Raw genomic sequence first — 17,629 nt, forward strand, 5'->3', positions numbered from 1 at the left:
ACACGAGAAGGCCCCCGCCGTTCCCGGCAGGGGCCGATCAATTGGCGATTTGGGCCGCCGCTTGCGTCACCAATCCTCGCGGACCACGGTGCGCGTCTTGATCGGCAGCTTCATCGCCGCGAGCCGAAGCGCTTCACGCGCGATATCCTCGCTCACACCGTCGATTTCGAACATGATGCGGCCGGGCTTCACCTTGCAGGCCCAGTAATCGACGGAGCCCTTACCTTTACCCATCCGCACCTCGGTCGGCTTGGAGGTGACCGGCAAATCCGGAAAGATCCGGATCCAGACGCGGCCCTGACGCTTCATGTGTCGCGTCATCGCTCGTCGGGCGGCCTCGATCTGGCGCGCGGTAACGCGCTCGGGCTGCGTGGCCTTGAGGCCATACGTGCCGAAGTTCAGGTCGGACCCGCCCTTCGCCTCGCCGTGAATGCGGCCTTTGAACTGCTTGCGGAACTTCGTCCGTTTCGGCTGTAGCATCGTGCTTCCTCCTTACCGGCGACCGCGCGGGCGGTCGTCGCGACGCCCGCCGCCGGCACCACGGGGGGACGGGCCATCCTGCAATTCCTGCGCCTTGCGATCACGGGCAGAGGGATCGTGGTCCATGATCTCGCCTTTGAAGATCCAGACCTTGATCCCGATGATCCCGTACGGCGTGGTCGCCTCCGAATGCGCGTAATCGATATCCGCGCGCAGCGTGTGCAGCGGCACCCGCCCCTCGCGGTACCACTCGGTCCGCGCGATTTCCGCACCGCCGAGACGGCCGGCCAGATTCACTCGGATGCCGAGCGCGCCCATGCGCATGGCATTCTGCACCGACCGCTTCATTGCACGGCGGAACGAGACCCGACGCTCCAGCTGCTGGGCGATGCTCTCGCCCACAAGCTGCGCGTCGAGTTCCGGCTTGCGAACCTCGACAATGTTGAGATGCAGCTCACTGTCCGTCATCGCGGCGAGCTTCTTGCGAAGAACCTCGATGTCGGCGCCCTTTTTGCCAATGATGACGCCCGGACGCGCGGTGTGGATCGTGACGCGGCACTTCTTGTGCGGACGCTCGATCACGACGCGGCTGACACCGGCCTGCTTGCATTCCTTCTCGATGAACTCCCGCATGCGCAGGTCCTCGAGCAGGAGGTTTCCGTAGTCCTTTGTGTCCGCGTACCAGCGGCTGTCCCAGGTGCGATTGACCTGAAGCCGCATGCCGATCGGATTGACCTTGTTGCCCATCAGGCTTGCTCCTCGACTTGCCGCACCTTGATCGTGATCTCCGAGAACGGCTTGATGATCCGTCCGAACCGGCCACGAGCCCGCGGGCGACCGCGCTTCATGGTCAGGTTCTTGCCGACCCAGGCCTCGGCGACGACCAGCTCGTCGACGTCCAGGTTATGGTTGTTTTCGGCATTCGCGATCGCCGATTGCAAGCACTTGCGCACGTCGATCGCGATCCGCTTCTTGGAGAAGGTCAGGTCGCTCAGGGCGCGTTCGACCTTCTTGCCGCGGATCATCGCGGCGACAAGGTTCAGCTTCTGCGGGCTGGTGCGCAGCGACCGCAGCTTCGCCATGGCTTCGTTCTCAGCCACGCGGCGGGGATTCTTTTCCTTGCCCATGACTTACTTCCTCTTGGCTTTCTTGTCGGCCGCATGCCCGTAATAGGTGCGCGTCGGGGAATACTCGCCGAACTTCTGGCCGATCATGTCCTCGGACACGTTGACCGGAATATGCTTCTGGCCGTTGTAGACGCCGAAGGTGAGGCCGACGAATTGCGGCAGGATGGTGGAGCGGCGTGACCAAATCTTGATCACGTCGTTGCGGCCCGATTCACGAGCGGCTTCGGCCTTCTTCAGGACGAACGCGTCCACAAAGGGCCCTTTCCAGACGGAACGGCTCATGTCAGCGGCCTTTCTTCTTGGCGTGACGCGACCGGACGATCAGCCGGCTGGACGCCTTGTTCGTGTTGCGGGTGCGGGCACCCTTCGTCGGCTTGCCCCACGGCGTGACCGGATGACGTCCGCCCGAGGTGCGACCTTCGCCGCCACCATGCGGGTGATCGATCGGGTTCATGACGACGCCACGCACGCTCGGGCGAATGCCCTTGTGACGGTTGCGGCCGGCCTTGCCGATGTTCTGGTTCGAGTTGTCCGGGTTCGAGACCGCGCCGACCGTTGCCATGCATTCCTGTCGCACAAGCCGCAGCTCGCCGGAGGAAAGACGGATCTGCGCGTAACCGCCGTCGCGACCGACGAACTGGGCGTAGGTTCCAGCCGCACGCGCGATCTGGCCCCCCTTGCCGGGTTTCAACTCGATGTTGTGGACAATCGTGCCGATCGGCATTCCCTGAAACGGCATCGCGTTGCCGGGCTTGATGTCCGCACGGGCCGAGGCGACGACCCGGTCGCCCACGGCGAGCCGCTGCGGCGCGAGGATATACGCCTGCTCGCCGTCCGTGTAGCGGATCAGCGCGATGAACGCGGTCCTGTTCGGATCGTACTCGATCCGTTCCACGTTCGCCTGGACGTCGAGCTTGTTACGTTTGAAATCGACGATCCGATAGAGCCGCTTTGCTCCGCCGCCCTTGCGGCGCATCGTGATCCGTCCGGTGTTGTTCCGGCCGCCGTGTTTGGTCAGCCCCTCCACGAGGGACTTGACCGGCCGGCCTTTCCACAGCTCCGAACGGTCGATCAGAACCAGCCCCCGCTGGCCCGGCGTCGTCGGCTTGTACGACTTGAGTGCCATGTTACCTGTCTTCCGTTTGCAGTGTCGGCGGGATGTTCCCGCCCGAGGTCAAAGGGCCCCGAAGGTCCCCGTCGAAACGGCCGGCCCACACGGGCCGACCGGCAATGGGCTCAAAGCCCCGTAGTCACGTCGATCGTGTTGCCCTCTTCAAGCGTCACGTACGCCTTCTTCACGTCTTTCCGGCGGCCCATCTGGCCCCGGAAGCGCTTCGCCTTGCCCTTGGTGATCGTGGTGTTGACCGCGCGTACCTTCACGCCGAACAACTCCTCGACCGCGGACTTGATTTGCGGCTTGTTCGCATCGATCGCCACTTCGAATACGACGGCGTTGGCCTCGGAGGCCAAGGTCGCCTTCTCGGTGATGATCGGCTTTCGGATCACGTCGTAGGTGTTCATTTCAGGCGAGCCTCCAAAGCCTCGACACCCGCCTTCGTGATCACCAGGGTGTCACGCTTGAGGATATCCATGACGTTCGCGCCGGCGGAGGGAAGGACGTCGACCTGACCGAGGTTCCGCGCGGCCTGCGCGAAGCCGGAATCGATCTCCGCCCCGTCGATGATGAGCGTCCGCTTCCAGCCGAGATTGGCAAGCTGCTTGGCGAGCGCGCCCGTCTTGCCCTCCGCACGAAGCTCGTCGAGCACGACGAGGTTGCCCGACTGGGCCTTCGACGACAGCGCGTGCATCAGACCCATCCTGCGGACCTTCTTCGTCAGCTCGTGGGCGTGACTGCGCGGGGTCGGCCCCTTGTAGACGCCGCCCTTGCGAAAGATCGGTGCCTTGCGGGATCCATGACGTGCGCCACCGGAGCCCTTCTGACGAACAATCTTCTTGGTCGAATAGCTGACCTCGGAGCGCGTCTTGACCTTGTGGGTGCCTTGCTGCGCCTTGTTCCGCTGCCAGCGGACGACGCGATAGAGGATGTCGCGGCGCGGCTCGAGTCCGAACAGATCGTCGCTCAGCTCGACCGACCCGGCAGCGTCGCCGTCGAGGGTGATGACATCGAGTTTCATTCGTCACCTTCCTTCTTCTCAGGATCCGAATGATCCGTATCGGCCTTGTCCTCGGCAATTTCCGCCTGGGCTTCCTGCAGCGCGGCTTCCTGAGCAGCGGCTTCCTCGGCCAGACGCGCGTCCTCCGCGGCCTTCGCTTCCGCTTCCGCGGCGGCAGCGGCTTCCCCGGCGGCCTTCTGGGCTTCGCGTCGCGCCGACATCAGCGCGGCAGGCACGACGGCTGTGTCGGGGAACGGCTTCTTCACCGCGTCCTTTATCGTCACCCAGCCACCCTTGGAGCCCGGCACGGCGCCCTTGACCATGATCAGGCCACGGTCGGTGTCGGTGCGAACGACCTGCAGGTTCTGCGTGGTAACACGCGCAGCGCCCATATGACCGGCCATCTTCTTGCCCTTGAAGACCTTGCCCGGGTCCTGACACTGACCGGTCGAGCCGTGCGAGCGGTGGCTGATCGACACACCGTGCGAAGCACGCAGGCCGCCGAAATTGTGCCGCTTCATCGCGCCGGCGAAACCCTTGCCGATCGAGGTGCCAGACACATCAACAAACTGCCCTTCGAAATAATGATCGGCGATGATCTCCTCGCCGACCTCGATCAGGGCGTCGTCATCCACGCGAAACTCGACAATCTTGCGCTTGGGTTCGACGCCCGCGGCCTTGTAGACACCGCGCATCGCCTGGCTGGTCCGCTTGACCTTTGCGGTCCCCGCGCCGAGCTGCACAGCGGTATAGCCGTGCTTGTCGGGCGTGCGCTGTCCCACGACCTGCAGGCCGTCGAGCTGCAGCACGGTGACGGGCACCTGCTTGCCGTCTTCCAAAAACAGGCGGGTCATGCCCACCTTCTTCGCGATCACTCCGGAACGCAGCATAAACGTGCCCTCCTCAGACCTTGATCTCGACGTCGACACCGGCGGCGAGGTCGAGCTTCATCAGCGCGTCCACGGTCTGCGGAGTCGGATCGACGATATCGAGCATGCGCTTGTGCGTGCGGATCTCCCACTGGTCTCGCGACTTCTTGTCGATGTGCGGACCGCGCAGGACGGTGAAGCGCTCGATCTTGTTCGGCAGCGGGATCGGGCCGCGAACCTGGGCACCCGTGCGCTTGGCGGTGTTGACGATTTCCTGCGTGCTGGCATCGAGCACACGGTAATCGAACGCCTTCAGCCGGATGCGGATATTCTGGCTTTTCATGTCGTTCGTCCGAAAGACGGCCAAACGCCCCTTCGGGCGCTTCGGCTATGCAAGTCGAGAGGAGGAGAGCGGCTCATCCGGCCCCCTCTTCGGACCTGACGGAAGCGGAACCGCGATGGCGGCTCCGTCCGGATGGGGGCCTCTAGACCGAGTCGTCCTAGGTGGCAACCCCCGGACCGCGCCTTTTCCCTCGGAACCGGCGCCGACGGCGGAAAAGGATAATCCTGCGCCGATATCGAGGCCCAAGGGCGCACAGAGGGTCGGAAAGTTCCATGACGTACCGGCTTACGGGTATGACGCCGGCAGTCATGGCGCGCGATCCCGTCGGCAAATCGAGCACCAGAAACAGAGGTGAAAAAACGAAGGAAAAGTCGAGATCGTGGTTGGTTCGCTCTTCCTGCGCGGAGCGGATTTCGACGCGGATCAGCGTCGGTCGACCCGCCGGCGGGGCGCGCTCCTCGACCGTGCGCCAATGCAGGTCCAACCCCCTGGACCGGCGGCTGCAAAAGACGTCGCGCCGCCATGCAATATGGCACCGAAGGATCATCACGATCCATTGCAGACGCATGCCCTTTATGCGCGATTGAAGCGCGAACCTGACACTGCCAATCGGGTCCTCGACCGAACTTCTGCGGATGTCGGTTTTCGCCTTGGCGCGTTCGGGCACATGGGCTGCCATCCGGTCGGGCGCGGCGTGCGGCGCTTCGGGATCGACCAGGGTTCTCCAGATCAGCTCTCCCCCGCTAGCGCCGCGCCGCGAGGTTCGCCGTCGAATTATATGCCCCCGCAGGCACCGGACAGGACGAAGACGTGACACGCGTCGGGAGCGGTCGGATCCATAGGCTGAGGATGCACGCGCCCCGGATCGACGCAAGCCGTGCCCCTCATGTGCAAAGGGCTCCCGTTCGGGAGCCCTCGCATCGTTCGAATCTGCGGAGTGGCTTACTCGGTGATCTTGGAAACCACGCCCGCGCCGACGGTGCGGCCGCCCTCGCGGATCGCGAAGCGCAGGCCCTGCTCCATCGCGATCGGCGCGATGAGCTCGACACCGAACGACACGTTGTCGCCCGGCATCACCATCTCCGTGCCCTCGGCCAGCATCACCGTCCCCGTCACGTCCGTCGTCCGGAAGTAGAATTGCGGCCGGTAGTTCGCGAAGAACGGCGTGTGCCGGCCGCCCTCCTCCTTGGTCAGGATGTACGCCTCCGCCTCAAACTTCGTGTGCGGCTTCACCGAGCCGGGCTTGCAGAGCACCTGGCCCCGCTCCACGCCTTCGCGGTCGACGCCGCGCAGGAGCGCGCCGATGTTGTCGCCCGCCTCGCCCCGGTCCAGCAGCTTGCGGAACATCTCCACGCCCGTGCAGGTCGTCTTCCGCGTGTCGCGGATGCCTACGATCTCGATCTCGTCGCCCACGTTGATCACGCCGCGCTCCACGCGCCCCGTCACCACCGTGCCGCGGCCGGAGATCGAGAACACGTCCTCGACCGGCATCAGGAACGGCTGGTCCACCGCCCGCTCCGGCGTCGGGATGAACTCGTCCACCGCCGCCATCAGCTTGCGGATCGACTCCTCGCCGATCTCGGGCTGCGTGCCGTTCATCGCGTGCAGCGCCGAGCCCGGGATCACCGGGATGTCGTCGCCCGGATACTCGTAGCTCGACAGAAGCTCGCGGATCTCCATCTCCACGAGCTCCAGCAGCTCCTCGTCGTCGACCTGATCCACCTTGTTCATGTAGACGACCATGGTCGGAATGCCGACCTGGCGGCCGAGCAGGATGTGCTCGCGCGTCTGCGGCATCGGGCCGTCGGCGGCGTTCACCACGAGGATCGCGCCGTCCATCTGCGCGGCGCCCGTGATCATGTTCTTGACGTAGTCCGCGTGACCCGGGCAGTCGACATGCGCGTAGTGGCGGTTCTCGGTCTCGTACTCCACGTGCGCCGTGGAAATCGTGATGCCGCGAGCCTTCTCCTCCGGCGCGCCGTCAATCTGGTCGTAGGCCCGGAAGTCCCCGAAGTACTTCGTGATCGCCGCCGTCAGCGTCGTCTTGCCGTGGTCCACGTGACCGATCGTCCCGATGTTCACGTGCGGTTTCGTGCGTTCGAACTTTGCCTTCGCCATGATGGGCCCCTGACTTGTAAGGGGGCCCCACGGACCCCCTGAATTGCATCGGGCGCCGTCTAGCCCCATGAACCGGTCTTGGCAAGGGCATGTGGCTGGGGATCAGGACGGCAGGCCGAGCGGGTCCGGATCGCGCGGTATCCGACTTTGGCTCTCGCTCGCGATGATTTGCGCGAGCGTCGTCAGCGTCGGCATCCTTCACGGAGCCCGGCGCGAACGGGAGGGCGCCGGCCCCTTCGAAGTCGGTGATGACAGCGAGGATCGGCTACGGCCTCGACGGGATCGAATTCCGGCGTTGCGACCGCGGAGCCGTCGATGGCGGCGGGAACGACGAAGTCCCCGTCGCCCGGGCAGCGACCAAAGCTGCACTCGGTCTCGGAGGTCATCGCGCGCTTCAGGTCGCCCCCGGTGGCCAGACAGCCGGCCGTGATCATAGGATCCGGCTCGCCGTCTCCGAAACGACGATCACGGAGGCAAACCGAAAATCGCCTATTGGCGTTCGCGAAGACGCGCCGGCTCAGGCCGGAGCGAAGCGGTTGTCGCGGGGAAAGCCGCGCGGGGCCATCCGACCCGCCTGCGCCCGTTGCCCGACCCATTCTGCGAGGTCTCGCTCGTGGCGGATGCGCCCGGCGGGATCGGCCCATCGAAGCCCGTCGGCCAATGTCAGGACGGTCACATCCGAAAGGCCCCCGTCCTTGAACTTCTGCAGCCTCACACCCTTGCCGCGCGGCATTTCGGGCAGCTCCGACAGCGGGAAGACAAGCATCTTTCGATTGTCGCCGATGCAGGCAACGTGATCGCCCCGAGCCAGGACGGGACGCAGTGCGGCGTCGCCGGACTTGACGGTCAGCACCTGCTTGCCGGCGCGGCGCATCGCGATCATCTCCGCTTCCGGAACGACGAAGCCGTCGCCCCGGTTGGAGGCGAGCAGCAGCTTGCGGCCCGGCTGGTGGATCAGGATGTCGACGATGGCGGTCTCGTTGGGGAGGTCGATCATCAGGCGCAGCGGCTCGCCCATGCCCCGGCCGCCCGGCAGCGCGGAGGCCTGCACCGTGAAGGCCCGGCCGTCGCTGCCCCAGACGATGAGCTTGTCGGTCGTCTCCGCGTGAAACAGGAAGGCCGGTCCGTCGCCGTCCTTGAACTTCAACTCCTTGTCGAGCGGCTGATGCCCGGACAATGCCCGGACCCAGCCCATCCGCGAGCAGACGACGGTGATCGGCTCGCGCTCGATCATCGCCTCGAGCGGCACGTCGGCCACCTCGACCGCGTCGGCGAAGTCGCTGCGCCGGCGGCCGAGCTCGGCGGCCTTGCCGAAGAGCTTGCGCTGCGCGCGGAGCTCGTCGGCGATGGCCTTCCACTGCACCTCCTCGTTGGCGAGCAGATCCTCGAGACCGGCCCGCTCCTCCATCAGCGCGTCGCGCTCGCGCAGGAGCGCCATCTCCTCGAGCCGGCGCAGGGCGCGCAGGCGCATGTTGAGGATCGCCTCGGCCTGCACTTCGCTTAGTGTCGGCGACCGTTCGGTGGGCAGGGGCGATCGGTAGTCGGCCTCGCCCTCTGCCCGGACGTAGCCCTCGCCCCAGGGCTCGTGCATCATAGCGGCTTTCGGCGCATCGTCGTAGCGGATGATGTCGATCACACGGTCGAGGTTGAGGAAGGCGAGGATGAAGCCGTCGAGCACCTCCAGCCGGTGATCGATCTTCTGCATTCGGTGGCGGGACCGGCGCAGGAGCACGTCGCGCCGGTGATCGAGAAAGGCCTGCAGCACCTCGCGCAGCGAGCAGACCCGCGGAGTCACCCCGTCGATCAGGACATTCATGTTCAGCGCGAACCGCGTTTCCAGCTCCGATAGCCGGTAGAGCGTATTCATCAGGACGTCCGGATCGACGTTGCGCGACTTCGGTTCCAGCACGATGCGGATGTCGTCGGCGCTTTCGTCGCGGATGTCGGCGAGGATCGGGACGCGTTTCGAGGTGACGAGCTCGGCCAGCTTCTCGATCAGCTTGCCCTTCTGCACCTGATAGGGGATTTCGGTGACGACGATCTGCCACTGACCCTTGCCCAGCTCCTCCACGTGGTGACGGGCGCGGAGACGAAAGGCGCCACGCCCCGTGCGGTAGGCCTCGAGGATGCTGTCGCGCGGCTCGACGATGATGCCGCCCGTGGGGAAGTCCGGCCCGGGGACATGCTCGAGCAGGGTCTCGTCGCGCGCGTTCGGCGATTTGATGAGATACAGGCAGGCCGCGATCAGCTCGTCGAGATTGTGGGGCGGGATGTTCGTGGCCATGCCGACCGCGATCCCCGCCGCGCCGTTGGCGAGCAGGTTCGGCACCGCCGCGGGCAGAACGACCGGCTCCCGCAGCGTACCGTCGTAATTCTCCCGAAAATCGACCGCATCCTCGTCGAGCCCGTCGAGCAGCGCCTCGGCCAGCGGCGTCATTCGCGCCTCGGTGTAACGCGCGGCGGCGGGGTTGTCGCCGTCGATGTTGCCGAAGTTCCCCTGCCCGTCCACCAGCGGATAGCGGACGTTGAAATCTTGCGCGAGCCGCGCCATCGCGTCGTAGATCGCGGCGTCGCCATGCGGATGGTAGTTCCCCATCACGTCGCCGGAGATCTTGGCCGATTTCCGGAACCCCCCGTTCGACGACAGGCGCAATTCCCGCATGGCATAAAGGATGCGGCGATGCACCGGCTTCAGACCGTCCCGCGCATCCGGCAGCGCGCGATTCATGATCGTGGAAAGGGCGTAGGTCAGGTAGCGATCGCCGATGGCGCGACGGAGCGGCTCGGAGATCACGGCCTCGGCGGGGGGGTCGTTCGGCTCGTCCATGGGCGCTGCGTCTAGCGGGGCGTCCCGCATGGCACAAGCCGCCGCGCCCGCGACCGGGATCGCTCCACGTTTAACGGCTTCGTTCTACGGGAACAGGGCCGGATGTGTTAACCTCATAGCCTCAACCATGGGAACCTCCCCCGCATCCCGCTGTTGAATGTCCATTCGAGATTGAAGATTATGGAAGGCGGTTCCGCATGTTGAAACTTACGCTTACCCTCTGTCTCGCGGTCTATGCCGGGTTCGTGGTCTGGGGGCAGCCGATCGAGCGGACGGACGGACAGATCCCGGTCCGTCCCGTGATGGCGGCGCAGGCTAGTTCCGGATACGACCGTCCCGTCATCCTGTCCGACGCGCAGGACGGCGCAGCCTCCGTCACGCGCACTGCCGTAGCGTCGACAATCGTCCCGGACGCCGCCGCCATTGCCGCCGCGGCGCCCGCGCCGGACGCGCAGATGCCCCGACGGATCGGCGAGCCGGTCATGGTGCGCTTGTCCGAGACGGACGACGCGGCACCCGCGTCGGACTCCGACCGCACCGCGACCGAGGCCGAGGCCGCGCTGTTCCGCGTCACCGGATCCCGTGTCAACATGCGCAGCGGTCCGTCGACCGCTTATGGCGTGATCGACAGCCTGGCCGAAGGAACACTGGCCGAGCGAGTTGGCGAGGCGGACGAGGGGTGGATGGAGATACGCGTCCCCGACACGGGGCGCACGGGCTACATGTCCGCACGGTTCCTACAGCCCGCCTGACGGCGAATCGATGCCCAGACCGGCGGCCCGCTCCATCCTCATCACCGGCTGTTCGAGCGGTATCGGCCTCGATGCCGCCACGACTCTCCGCGAACGCGGCTGGACGGTCTTCGCCGCTTGCCGGAAGCTTTCCGATTGCGAGGCCCTGCGCGCGCAGGGCTTTTCCGCCCCCCTTCTCGACTACGAGCAACCTGCGACCATCTCCACCGCGCTCGATGAGGTTCTGGCCGCCACGGGGGGCCGGCTCGACGCGCTTTTCAACAATGGCGCCTATGCGATCCCCGGATTGGTCGAGGACATGCCGACCGATGCGCTTCGCGCGATCTTCGAAGCCAATTTTTTCGGATGGCACGATTTGACGCGGCGGGTCATCCCGGCGATGCGGGCCGAAAGATCGGGCCGGATCGTGCAGAACTCCTCCGTTCTGGGCTACGCGGCGGCCCCCTGGCGCGGCGCCTACAACGCGACGAAGTTCGCGCTCGAGGGGCTGACCGACACGCTTCGCATGGAAATGCGGGGCACCGGGCTGCACGTCTCCCTGATCGAACCCGGCCCGATCACCTCCCGGTTCCGCGCCAACGCCCGCGCGGAGTTCGAGCGTTGGATCGACTGGCGGGCCTCGCCCCGTCGCGCGGATTACGAGGTGCTGATGCATCGGCTTTACCGGGACGACACCGCGCGGTTCGAACTGCCGCCCCGCACGGTGACGCGAGCGCTGATCCACGCGGTCGAGAGCCCCCGGCCCCGCGCGCGCTACCGGGTGACGATACCCTCCACGCTCGCCATGGCGATGAAGCGCGCCCTGCCGACGCGCGCGATGGACGCACTCGTCTCGAAATCCTGAGGTCCCGACCTACCTGAACGCCCGTGACGCGAAAGAAGGATGCGATATGCGCGACGATCCCCTCTTCTACATCGTGGCCGGCGCCTGTCTGCTCGTCCTCCTCATCCTGATGACCGGGATCGGCGGCTTCGCGAAGGGCGGCGAGTTCAACCGCAAGCACGCCAACCGCTTGATGCGCTGGCGCATCTACGCGCAGTTCGCGGCGGTCGTGCTGCTGATCGGGTTCGTCTGGCTGCGGTCGGGGAGCTGAGCATGGTCGTCCTGAACAAGATCTACACCCGAACCGGCGATGCCGGCACCACCGCCCTCGGAGACGGCACACGTGTGCCCAAGACCTCCGCCCGGGTCGGGACTTACGGCACGGTGGACGAGACGAACGCCGCAATCGGTCTGGCCCGTCTCCATGCGCAAGGCGAGATGGACGCGCGTCTGGCCCGCATCCAGAACGACCTGTTCGACCTCGGCGCCGACATGTGCCGGCCCGGCATGGCCCGCGACGCAGAGGCCGAATATCCCCCCCTGCGGATGACGCAGGCGCAGGTGGACCGGCTCGAGGCGGAGATCGATGCCATGAACGCGGCGCTGGAGCCGCTCCGCAGCTTCGTGCTGCCGGGCGGCACCGCCCTCGCCGCGCATCTCCACCTGTGCCGCACGGTGACGCGGCGCGCCGAGCGGCTCGCGGTGGATCTGGCCGGACGGGAGGACGTCAACGTGGCGACGGTGACCTATCTCAATCGGCTCTCCGACTGGTTCTTCGTGGCCTCCCGGATCGCGAACGACGATGGGCACGCGGACGTCCTGTGGGTTCCCGGCGCAAACCGCTGAGTGGCGCGAACGGCGCGTCACGAGACCCTCCCGGGTCGTTTTGACCTGTCGGTGCGTGACCGCATTCGATAAACGGCCCGCAAGACTGTCTGCAGGAGGTGACCACCATGAAAATCCTGGTGCCCGTGAAGCGGGTGATCGACTACAACGTGAAGGTCCGTGTGAAGGCGGACGGGTCGGGCGTCGACCTCGCGAACGTGAAGATGTCGATGAATCCGTTCGACGAGATCGCGGTGGAAGAGGCCATCCGCTTGAAGGAGGCCGGCCTGGCCGAGGAGGTCGTTGCGGTCTCGATCGGCGTGAAGCAGAGTCAGGAGACGCTCCGGACCGCGCTCGCGATGGGCGCCGACCGTGCGATCCTCGTGGTGGCGACGGACGACGTGCATCAGGACATCGAGCCGCTAGCGGTGGCGAAGATCCTTCGCGCCGTGATCGAGACGGAGCAGCCGGGCCTCGTCCTGGCCGGCAAGCAGGCGATCGACAACGACATGAACGCGACGGGCCAGATGCTCGCCGCGCTTCTGGGCTGGAGCCAGGCGACCTTCGCTTCCGAGATCAAGATCGAGGGCGAGCAGGCACGCGTCACGCGCGAGGTCGATGGCGGGTTGCAGACGATCCAGGTGAAGCTGCCGGCCATCGTGACGGTGGACCTCCGTCTGAACGAGCCGCGCTACGCGTCGCTCCCGAACATCATGAAGGCCAAGAAGAAGCCGCTCGAGGAGAAAGCGCCGGGTGATTTCGGCGTCGACATCGCACCGCGGCTGGAGATCCTAAAGACGACCGAGCCCGCGTCGCGCAAGGCCGGGGAAGTGGTCAAGGACGTGGACGAACTGGTGGCGAAACTCAAGGAAGCGGGGGCGGTCTGATGGCGGTTCTTCTGATTGGCGAGGTCTCGAACGGCGAACTCAACCTCGACGCCACGGCAAAGGCTCTGACGGCCGCGAAGCAATTGGGGGATGTCACCGTACTTTGCGCCGGCGCGCAAGCCGCCGCCGCGGGTGTGGCGGCCGCGAAGCTCGACGGCGTGACGAAGGTGCTCGTGGCGGAGGATGCGTCGCTGGGCCATCGACTCGCGGAGCCGACGGCGGCGCTCGTCGTCTCCATGGCGGGCGATTACAGCCATATCGTCGCCCCCTCCACCACGGATGCGAAGAACGTCATGCCGCGCATTGCCGCGCTGCTCGACGTGATGATCCTGTCGGACGTTTCGGGCATCGTCGATGCGGAGACGTTCGAGCGGGCGATCTACGCCGGCAACGCGGTCCAGACGGTCCGCTCCTCGGACCCGGTTAAGGTGATGACGATCCGCACGACGACCTTCGACGCGGCGGGTTCGGGCGAACCGGCCCCGATCGAGACGGTGTCGGCGGTCGAGGACCCGGGCCTGTCGGAATGGCTCGAGGACAAGGTGGCCGCTAGCGAACGGCCTGAGCTCACCTCGGCGGGCCGTGTGGTCTCAGGCGGTCGCGGGATCGGTTCGGAGGAAAATTTCCGGATCGTGGAGCAGCTCGCCGACAAGCTCGGCGCGGCTGTCGGCGCCTCGCGTGCGGCGGTCGACTCGGGCTACGCGCCCAACGACTGGCAGGTGGGCCAGACCGGCAAGGTCGTTGCCCCGGAGCTCTATATCGCGCTCGGCATTTCGGGCGCAATCCAGCACCTCGCGGGTATGAAGGATTCGAAGATCATCGTCGCCATCAACAAGGACGAAGAGGCTCCGATCTTCCAGATCGCGGATTATAGCCTTGCCGGCGATCTCTTCGACATCGTTCCGGAGCTGATCGAGAAGCTGTAGACGGCTGACGCTAGGCGGGCCGTCCTGCGAAGGATCGCGGCCCGCCCCCCGCATCAGACCGTCAGGCTGTCAGGGCGGCACAGGACGTCAGCCACGGCCTCGGCGATGCGCGCATGAGCGGCCGGCGTGAGACATTGACGGGCGACCTCCTCCTCGAGGTCGGGAAAGACCATGCCCGTCGTGTCTGCGTCCAGAAAGTCCTGCGTGACATCGCACCGGACAATGCCGTCGACCGAGTCGGACAACGCATTTAGCATGTCCGCCGTGACGAAGAGGGGTTCGGGACCCAATCCCAGGTCCCGGCGATCCTCGATCGAAAGCAGGATGCGGCGGCCCGGAGCGCGCTCGAGGAGCGCACGCATCCGAGCGACCCAGGCGGTCGACAGCTCATCCCTCACAATGTCGAACTTCTCGGGCGACAGGTCGCACAGGGTCAGCAGCATGTGCCGCGTGAAGGAGAATTCGCTGAAATCCACCTTGGGGTAAAGGTTGTCCATCGCGACGGACCGCTTCAGGAAGCGGTCGTTTCGCCGTCGGTGCACCGTGTAGAAGCGATTCGACATGTTGGCGGCGCCCAAGGCCTGCAACACGACCGTCTCCGCCCCTTCGATGACCTGCATGAGGTCGTCGTCCTGGTAGAACGCGTCGATTCCCGCGTTCTGCACCCCGAGATTGACCACCCGCCGGCCCGTTCGTTCGGCGAGTTGCTCGGTGGCCGGAGCGACGACGTAGCGCCCGTAGATTTCCGAGCCGCCGACGACGACGGTATACGGCTTGTCGAGCGGAACGGCCGGCCCCCGAAAGATCGTGCGAGAGCTGCCGTAGCAGCAGGGATGATAATCCAGTTCGGTGTCGCGTCCTTCGTAGGTCATTGCGTCCGCCCGTGATTCGAGGTCAGGGGATAAGATCGCAGTCTCGACTTACCGATCGGTTGAACTGCGCATTCACGTCGAATTCGCGACATGCTCCGCGCTTGTTCCCCCGACCGACGCTGCTATGGTCCGCCCGGGCAAACGGGGGCGGAACATGGATATCGAAAGCATCGGCATCGTCGGCGCGGGACAAATGGGTAACGGGATTGCCCATGTCTGCGCGCTCGCAGGCTACGACGTCCTGTTGAACGACGTTCGGCCCGAAGCACTCGAAGAGGCCGTCGCCCTGATCCGCCGGAACCTTGATCGCCAGGTGTCGCGCGGGAAAGTCGCTGACACGGACCGGGACGCCGCGATGGCGCGCATCCGGACGACGCTGACGCTTACCGATCTCGGCCCGAAAGACCTTGTTATCGAGGCCGCGACGGAGCGCGAGGACGTGAAGCACGCGATTTTCGCCGAACTGGTGCCGGCTTTGGGCAAGCAGACGATTCTGACCTCTAACACATCGTCGATCTCCATCACCCGGCTGGCCAGCCGCACCGACCGGCCGGAACGGTTCATGGGATTCCACTTCATGAATCCGGTTCCGGTGATGCAGCTTGTCGAGCTCATCCGCGGGATCGCGACCGACGACGCGACCTATGCGGCGTGCCACGGCGTCGTCGAGCGCCTTGGCAAGACGGCCGCGACCGCGGAGGATTTCCCTGCCTTTATCGTCAACCGAATCCTGATGCCCATGATCAACGAGGCGGTCTACACGCTCTACGAGGGTGTGGGGAACGTGAACTCGATCGACCAGGCGATGAAACTCGGCACGAACCATCCGATGGGCCCGCTCGAACTCGCGGACTTCATCGGTCTCGATACCTGTCTCGCGATCATGAACGTGCTTCACGACGGGCTCGGCGATACAAAGTACCGCCCCTGCCCGCTTCTCACGAAATACGTCGAGGCCGGCTGGCTCGGTCGCAAGACGCAACGCGGCTTCTACGATTACCGCGGCGAGACTCCCCAGCCGACACGGTGAGAGGCTACATCCCCTCGCCGAAGTAATCGGCCACCAAAGCCGCCAGCGCATCCATCAACGACTCCGCCTCGGCTCCCGACGTCTCGACCTCGATCGTATCGCCGCGGCCGGCCGCAAGCATCAGCAGTCCCATGATGGAATCCCCCGTTGCCTCCATTCCGTCGCGCCGGATCCACGCACGGGCATCGAAACGTTCCACCGTTTCGACGAACTTCGCGGAAGCGCGAGCATGAAGCCCTTTTTCGTTGACGATTTTAAGCTGTCGCGTGGTCATCGGCCCTCGAGCGGTTATTCCGCTCTCACGCGGCTGGTCCCTGTGCGACGTCCATATACCGCGTACCGGCTGCTTTCGCCAAGGCCACTGCCTCTGCAAGCGGTTTCCTCCGGCAACGTGTAAGCTTGATCAGGGCCGGAAGGTTCGCGCCGTAGAAGATCACTCGGTCCACGGGACGACAGGCGCATTTGGCGAGGTTCGAGGGAGAGCCGCCGTAGAGATCCGTGACCACGATCACACCGTGACCCGAATCGACGCTGTCCGCCGCCGCGCAGATCTCGGCCGCCTTGTTGTCGCGATCGCAGGACGCAGCGACCGAAATCGCACGAAATCCTTCCTGCGGCCCCATCACATGCTCGACGGCAAGCCGGTACTCCTCTGCAAGCCCGCCATGGGCGACGATGACGATGCCGATCATGCGGCAGATACCCCGTGGTCCCGTGTCCCCGGACCCTTGTCGGTCGCCGCGCTGCCGCGACGATCCAATTCCCGATGCCGTTTAGACACCTGCCACCCATGCTCGGCAAGGGTTTCGCAAAGCATTTCTGTAACGGCAACCGAGCGATGCCGCCCCCCGGTGCAACCGAACCCGATGCCAAGATGCGCCCGGCCCTCATCCCGGTAGGCCGGCAGCAGCGACAGGATCAGGTCGCGTGTCCGTTCGAAAAAATCGCCGAATCGCGGGTCGGCCTCGATATAAGCCCGCACCGGGGTATCCTGCCCGGTCCCGGCCCGTAGATCCGCGACCCAGTGCGGGTTCCACAGGAACCGCACGTCCAGCACGATGTCGAGACCCCGCGGAACGGCCCGCTTGTAGCTGAACGATTGCACCGAGATCGCAAGCCGCCTCTCGTCATGTCCGAACCAGCGCAGGATCTCCGCCTTGAGGTCATGCACCGTCAACGTCGTCGTGTCGATCACGACGTCGGCATGGTCCGGCACGTCGTTGAGGAGGGAGAGCTCGCGTGCCACCCCCGTGTCGACATCTTCGAGCGGAGCCAGCGGATGGCGTCGCCGCGTGGAGGAGAACCGCGCGACGAGCGTGTCGGGCGCGCAATCGAGATAAAGCAGACGCACCGCGAAATCGGGATGGTCACGAAAGCGCGCGGCCAGAGACAGGAGAGCGCCGACGCTGAAGTCCCGGTTGCGCACATCGATGCCGAGCGCCAGCGGCCGGTCCGTCCCCGCTTCGAGCAGGCGCTCCGTCAGGGACAGCGGCAGGTTGTCGATGACCTCGAACCCGGCATCCTCCAACGCATGGATCGCCGTGGTGCGCCCTGCTCCCGAAGGGCCGGTCACGAGAATCAGGTCGGTGGGGTTCTGGGGATGAGTCATAGCGGTCTTCCGGCTATGCCATAGATA

The 17,629-nt window shown here is 65.5% G+C and carries 23 protein-coding genes; 7 read left to right on the top strand and 16 right to left on the bottom strand.

Annotated features, from left to right (window positions below; all coding sequences use genetic code 11):
• Positions 1–66: 66 nt before the first annotated feature.
• The 12 genes from rplP to Q1B08_RS06195 form a co-directional block, all read right to left on the bottom strand.
• Positions 67–480 carry a 50S ribosomal protein L16 gene (gene rplP / locus Q1B08_RS06140; RefSeq protein ID WP_299816187.1) on the bottom strand — a complete coding sequence of 138 codons (414 nt, stop codon included), beginning with the start codon at positions 478–480 and terminating at the stop codon, positions 67–69.
• A 12-nt stretch (positions 481–492) separates the two neighbouring features.
• Positions 493–1,227, bottom strand: a complete 735-nt coding sequence (gene rpsC / locus Q1B08_RS06145; RefSeq protein ID WP_299816189.1) for a 30S ribosomal protein S3 — start codon at positions 1,225–1,227, stop codon at positions 493–495.
• Positions 1,227–1,607 (bottom strand): 50S ribosomal protein L22, encoded by a 381-nt coding sequence (gene rplV / locus Q1B08_RS06150; protein WP_299649534.1) that lies wholly within the window; start codon positions 1,605–1,607, stop codon positions 1,227–1,229. The genes rpsC and rplV overlap by 1 nt, the downstream gene beginning before the upstream one ends.
• A gap of 3 nt (positions 1,608–1,610) precedes the next feature.
• Positions 1,611–1,889, bottom strand: coding sequence for a 30S ribosomal protein S19 (gene rpsS / locus Q1B08_RS06155; RefSeq protein ID WP_246947882.1), 279 nt, complete (start codon positions 1,887–1,889; stop codon positions 1,611–1,613).
• A 1-nt stretch (position 1,890) separates the two neighbouring features.
• A complete protein-coding gene (gene rplB, locus Q1B08_RS06160) occupies positions 1,891–2,733 on the bottom strand; it encodes a 50S ribosomal protein L2 (protein WP_299816192.1) in 843 nt (280 codons plus the stop codon).
• Positions 2,734–2,843: 110 nt separating this feature from the next.
• Positions 2,844–3,128, bottom strand: coding sequence for a 50S ribosomal protein L23 (locus tag Q1B08_RS06165; RefSeq protein ID WP_299816194.1), 285 nt, complete (start codon positions 3,126–3,128; stop codon positions 2,844–2,846).
• Complete coding sequence (gene rplD / locus Q1B08_RS06170) at positions 3,125–3,742, bottom strand: 50S ribosomal protein L4 (RefSeq protein WP_299816196.1); 618 nt, start codon at positions 3,740–3,742, stop codon at positions 3,125–3,127. Before rplD ends, Q1B08_RS06165 begins: the two co-directional genes overlap by 4 nt.
• Positions 3,739–4,611: a 50S ribosomal protein L3 gene (rplC, locus tag Q1B08_RS06175; RefSeq protein ID WP_299816198.1), complete on the bottom strand. Its 873-nt coding sequence runs from the start codon at positions 4,609–4,611 to the stop codon at positions 3,739–3,741. Before rplC ends, rplD begins: the two co-directional genes overlap by 4 nt.
• Before the next feature lie 13 nt (positions 4,612–4,624).
• On the bottom strand, positions 4,625–4,933 hold the full coding sequence (gene rpsJ, locus Q1B08_RS06180; RefSeq protein WP_246947868.1) for a 30S ribosomal protein S10: 309 nt from the start codon (positions 4,931–4,933) through the stop codon (positions 4,625–4,627).
• A gap of 157 nt (positions 4,934–5,090) precedes the next feature.
• The gene (locus Q1B08_RS06185) at positions 5,091–5,600 is read right to left on the bottom strand and encodes a hypothetical protein (protein ID WP_299816201.1); all 510 of its coding nucleotides are present in this window, start codon (positions 5,598–5,600) and stop codon (positions 5,091–5,093) included.
• Between the two features lie 275 nt (positions 5,601–5,875).
• Positions 5,876–7,051 (bottom strand): elongation factor Tu, encoded by a 1,176-nt coding sequence (tuf, locus tag Q1B08_RS06190; protein ID WP_299816203.1) that lies wholly within the window; start codon positions 7,049–7,051, stop codon positions 5,876–5,878.
• Between the two features lie 517 nt (positions 7,052–7,568).
• Complete coding sequence (locus Q1B08_RS06195; RefSeq protein WP_299816205.1) at positions 7,569–9,878, bottom strand: DNA topoisomerase IV subunit A; 2,310 nt, start codon at positions 9,876–9,878, stop codon at positions 7,569–7,571.
• A gap of 197 nt (positions 9,879–10,075) precedes the next feature.
• On the opposite strand from Q1B08_RS06195, the gene Q1B08_RS06200 reads away from it, so the two are divergent.
• The 6 genes from Q1B08_RS06200 to Q1B08_RS06225 all read left to right on the top strand — a co-directional run bounded on the left by Q1B08_RS06200 (position 10,076) and on the right by Q1B08_RS06225 (position 14,091).
• Positions 10,076–10,630 (top strand): SH3 domain-containing protein, encoded by a 555-nt coding sequence (locus Q1B08_RS06200; RefSeq protein ID WP_299816207.1) that lies wholly within the window; start codon positions 10,076–10,078, stop codon positions 10,628–10,630.
• A 10-nt stretch (positions 10,631–10,640) separates the two neighbouring features.
• Positions 10,641–11,474, top strand: coding sequence for an SDR family NAD(P)-dependent oxidoreductase (locus Q1B08_RS06205; protein WP_299816209.1), 834 nt, complete (start codon positions 10,641–10,643; stop codon positions 11,472–11,474).
• 46 nt (positions 11,475–11,520) lie between these two features.
• Complete coding sequence (locus Q1B08_RS06210; RefSeq protein WP_299816211.1) at positions 11,521–11,724, top strand: twin transmembrane helix small protein; 204 nt, start codon at positions 11,521–11,523, stop codon at positions 11,722–11,724.
• A 2-nt stretch (positions 11,725–11,726) separates the two neighbouring features.
• A complete protein-coding gene (locus Q1B08_RS06215; protein ID WP_299816213.1) occupies positions 11,727–12,299 on the top strand; it encodes a cob(I)yrinic acid a,c-diamide adenosyltransferase in 573 nt (190 codons plus the stop codon).
• A 107-nt stretch (positions 12,300–12,406) separates the two neighbouring features.
• Positions 12,407–13,165, top strand: coding sequence for an electron transfer flavoprotein subunit beta/FixA family protein (locus Q1B08_RS06220; RefSeq protein WP_299816215.1), 759 nt, complete (start codon positions 12,407–12,409; stop codon positions 13,163–13,165).
• Entirely contained in the window at positions 13,165–14,091 is a 927-nt protein-coding gene (locus Q1B08_RS06225; RefSeq protein ID WP_299816217.1) for an FAD-binding protein, read from the top strand. The genes Q1B08_RS06220 and Q1B08_RS06225 overlap by 1 nt, the downstream gene beginning before the upstream one ends.
• A gap of 53 nt (positions 14,092–14,144) precedes the next feature.
• On the opposite strand, the gene Q1B08_RS06230 is transcribed toward Q1B08_RS06225, so the two are convergent.
• The gene (locus tag Q1B08_RS06230) at positions 14,145–14,963 is read right to left on the bottom strand and encodes a DUF6473 family protein (RefSeq protein ID WP_299816219.1); all 819 of its coding nucleotides are present in this window, start codon (positions 14,961–14,963) and stop codon (positions 14,145–14,147) included.
• A 154-nt stretch (positions 14,964–15,117) separates the two neighbouring features.
• Between Q1B08_RS06230 and Q1B08_RS06235 the strand changes: the two genes are divergently transcribed.
• Positions 15,118–15,993: a 3-hydroxybutyryl-CoA dehydrogenase gene (locus tag Q1B08_RS06235; RefSeq protein ID WP_299816221.1), complete on the top strand. Its 876-nt coding sequence runs from the start codon at positions 15,118–15,120 to the stop codon at positions 15,991–15,993.
• 4 nt (positions 15,994–15,997) lie between these two features.
• On the opposite strand, the gene Q1B08_RS06240 is transcribed toward Q1B08_RS06235, so the two are convergent.
• Genes Q1B08_RS06240 through rapZ form a run of 3 tightly spaced genes read right to left on the bottom strand, consistent with a single transcriptional unit; the run spans position 15,998 to position 17,602 of the window.
• Positions 15,998–16,267, bottom strand: a complete 270-nt coding sequence (locus tag Q1B08_RS06240; RefSeq protein ID WP_299816223.1) for an HPr family phosphocarrier protein — start codon at positions 16,265–16,267, stop codon at positions 15,998–16,000.
• A gap of 25 nt (positions 16,268–16,292) precedes the next feature.
• Complete coding sequence (locus Q1B08_RS06245; RefSeq protein ID WP_299816225.1) at positions 16,293–16,685, bottom strand: PTS fructose transporter subunit IIA; 393 nt, start codon at positions 16,683–16,685, stop codon at positions 16,293–16,295.
• On the bottom strand, positions 16,682–17,602 hold the full coding sequence (gene rapZ / locus Q1B08_RS06250) for an RNase adapter RapZ (protein WP_299816227.1): 921 nt from the start codon (positions 17,600–17,602) through the stop codon (positions 16,682–16,684). Before rapZ ends, Q1B08_RS06245 begins: the two co-directional genes overlap by 4 nt.
• Between the last annotated feature and the right edge of the window lie 27 nt (positions 17,603–17,629).

The sequence above is a fragment of the uncultured Jannaschia sp. genome (assembly GCF_947494025.1).
GTDB lineage: Bacteria > Pseudomonadota > Alphaproteobacteria > Rhodobacterales > Rhodobacteraceae > Jannaschia.

Excerpts from the sequence above, each read along its gene's own strand:
- rplP (WP_299816187.1), bottom strand. The coding sequence starts at position 480 with ATGCTACAGCCGAAACGGACGAAGTTCCGCAAGCAGTTCAAAGGCCGC.
- rpsC (WP_299816189.1), bottom strand. The coding sequence starts at position 1,227 with ATGGGCAACAAGGTCAATCCGATCGGCATGCGGCTTCAGGTCAATCGC.
- rplV (WP_299649534.1), bottom strand. The coding sequence starts at position 1,607 with ATGGGCAAGGAAAAGAATCCCCGCCGCGTGGCTGAGAACGAAGCCATG.
- rpsS (WP_246947882.1), bottom strand. The coding sequence starts at position 1,889 with ATGAGCCGTTCCGTCTGGAAAGGGCCCTTTGTGGACGCGTTCGTCCTG.
- rplB (WP_299816192.1), bottom strand. The coding sequence starts at position 2,733 with ATGGCACTCAAGTCGTACAAGCCGACGACGCCGGGCCAGCGGGGGCTG.
- Q1B08_RS06165 (WP_299816194.1), bottom strand. The coding sequence starts at position 3,128 with ATGAACACCTACGACGTGATCCGAAAGCCGATCATCACCGAGAAGGCG.
- rplD (WP_299816196.1), bottom strand. The coding sequence starts at position 3,742 with ATGAAACTCGATGTCATCACCCTCGACGGCGACGCTGCCGGGTCGGTC.
- rplC (WP_299816198.1), bottom strand. The coding sequence starts at position 4,611 with ATGCTGCGTTCCGGAGTGATCGCGAAGAAGGTGGGCATGACCCGCCTG.
- rpsJ (WP_246947868.1), bottom strand. The coding sequence starts at position 4,933 with ATGAAAAGCCAGAATATCCGCATCCGGCTGAAGGCGTTCGATTACCGT.
- tuf (WP_299816203.1), bottom strand. The coding sequence starts at position 7,051 with ATGGCGAAGGCAAAGTTCGAACGCACGAAACCGCACGTGAACATCGGG.
- Q1B08_RS06195 (WP_299816205.1), bottom strand. The coding sequence starts at position 9,878 with ATGGACGAGCCGAACGACCCCCCCGCCGAGGCCGTGATCTCCGAGCCG.
- Q1B08_RS06200 (WP_299816207.1), top strand. The coding sequence starts at position 10,076 with ATGTTGAAACTTACGCTTACCCTCTGTCTCGCGGTCTATGCCGGGTTC.
- Q1B08_RS06205 (WP_299816209.1), top strand. The coding sequence starts at position 10,641 with ATGCCCAGACCGGCGGCCCGCTCCATCCTCATCACCGGCTGTTCGAGC.
- Q1B08_RS06210 (WP_299816211.1), top strand. The coding sequence starts at position 11,521 with ATGCGCGACGATCCCCTCTTCTACATCGTGGCCGGCGCCTGTCTGCTC.
- Q1B08_RS06215 (WP_299816213.1), top strand. The coding sequence starts at position 11,727 with ATGGTCGTCCTGAACAAGATCTACACCCGAACCGGCGATGCCGGCACC.
- Q1B08_RS06220 (WP_299816215.1), top strand. The coding sequence starts at position 12,407 with ATGAAAATCCTGGTGCCCGTGAAGCGGGTGATCGACTACAACGTGAAG.
- Q1B08_RS06225 (WP_299816217.1), top strand. The coding sequence starts at position 13,165 with ATGGCGGTTCTTCTGATTGGCGAGGTCTCGAACGGCGAACTCAACCTC.
- Q1B08_RS06230 (WP_299816219.1), bottom strand. The coding sequence starts at position 14,963 with ATGACCTACGAAGGACGCGACACCGAACTGGATTATCATCCCTGCTGC.
- Q1B08_RS06235 (WP_299816221.1), top strand. The coding sequence starts at position 15,118 with ATGGATATCGAAAGCATCGGCATCGTCGGCGCGGGACAAATGGGTAAC.
- Q1B08_RS06240 (WP_299816223.1), bottom strand. The coding sequence starts at position 16,267 with ATGACCACGCGACAGCTTAAAATCGTCAACGAAAAAGGGCTTCATGCT.
- Q1B08_RS06245 (WP_299816225.1), bottom strand. The coding sequence starts at position 16,685 with ATGATCGGCATCGTCATCGTCGCCCATGGCGGGCTTGCAGAGGAGTAC.
- rapZ (WP_299816227.1), bottom strand. The coding sequence starts at position 17,602 with ATGACTCATCCCCAGAACCCCACCGACCTGATTCTCGTGACCGGCCCT.